This is a genomic window from Thiolapillus sp. (assembly GCF_048562965.1).
GTDB lineage: Bacteria > Pseudomonadota > Gammaproteobacteria > Chromatiales > Chromatiaceae > Thiolapillus > Thiolapillus brandeum_A.
In genome coordinates, this window is sequence record NZ_JBHNMF010001147.1 from 1 (window position 1) to 832 (window position 832).

Genomic DNA, 832 nt, shown 5'->3' on the forward strand with positions numbered 1-832 from the left:
GCAGGTCGGGATCGCCCTCCAACTGCTCCAGCAGGGCCAAAATCCGGCCCGCCGTTCGGGGCTCACTCTCCCGCAGGGCCAGCAGGTCAGCCTTGGCATCGTCATGAATGAAAAGGGCGTAAAATATATCTACCTAGGTATAATTTAGTCAAGCCTTATTTCTATTGCAAATACTGTTGCTTCTGAATCAATGCTCAGCAGCGTACTGCCTGGTTTCATGTGATCATATTCCAAAAACAAGCGTGTCTTCGGCCTCGTGATAGATTTTGGGACATCCCAGTCCCCAAAATCGACTCGGCCTTTGACAACCTATTTGTGCCCCAGCCGTCCTGGTCACCCAGCACTACGCAACAACTTCGCAAGCTCGTTGCTGCTCCGTACTTGGCTCCCATATGACTGGACACCGCGTTCGGAGGCCTACTTTGTTTTCCCTCTGGCGCAAGGCACGCCGGGAAAACAGTGCGGCCTCGCGGCTACTGGGGACTACCAGCCATCGCTTCGCTCTCCATGGCTGGCAGCGGGAGAAGTGCTAAACAAAATCGTCTCCTCATCTGAATCGAAATTGAGAGCCATGAGTGCAGAAGAGATTGCCGCGGAATGGTGGTGGCAATGGGACAAAAAAAGGGGTGTTGAATGGAACACCTATGCGTTTTGCAAAGTGCTAGAAATGCATAAAGAACGCTGGCGCCGATGGAAGGAAATGCACAACGGCTCCTGCTGCGTGGTCGAACGAGTGCGCGATAAATACGTGATGCCACGGGTGAGAGAGTTTCTGGCAGCGCTTGATGTGCACAGAGGTGGCCATGGTTAAAAAATACCGGCCATCATCGGG

General features: G+C 53.1%; 1 protein-coding gene. It reads left to right on the forward strand.

What is annotated here, in order from left to right; genetic code table 11:
• The first annotated feature begins 256 nt into the window (after positions 1-256).
• Positions 257-811, forward strand: a complete 555-nt coding sequence (locus ACOCD2_RS22920; protein ID WP_293652903.1) for a hypothetical protein — start codon at positions 257-259, stop codon at positions 809-811.
• Positions 812-832 lie beyond the last annotated feature (21 nt).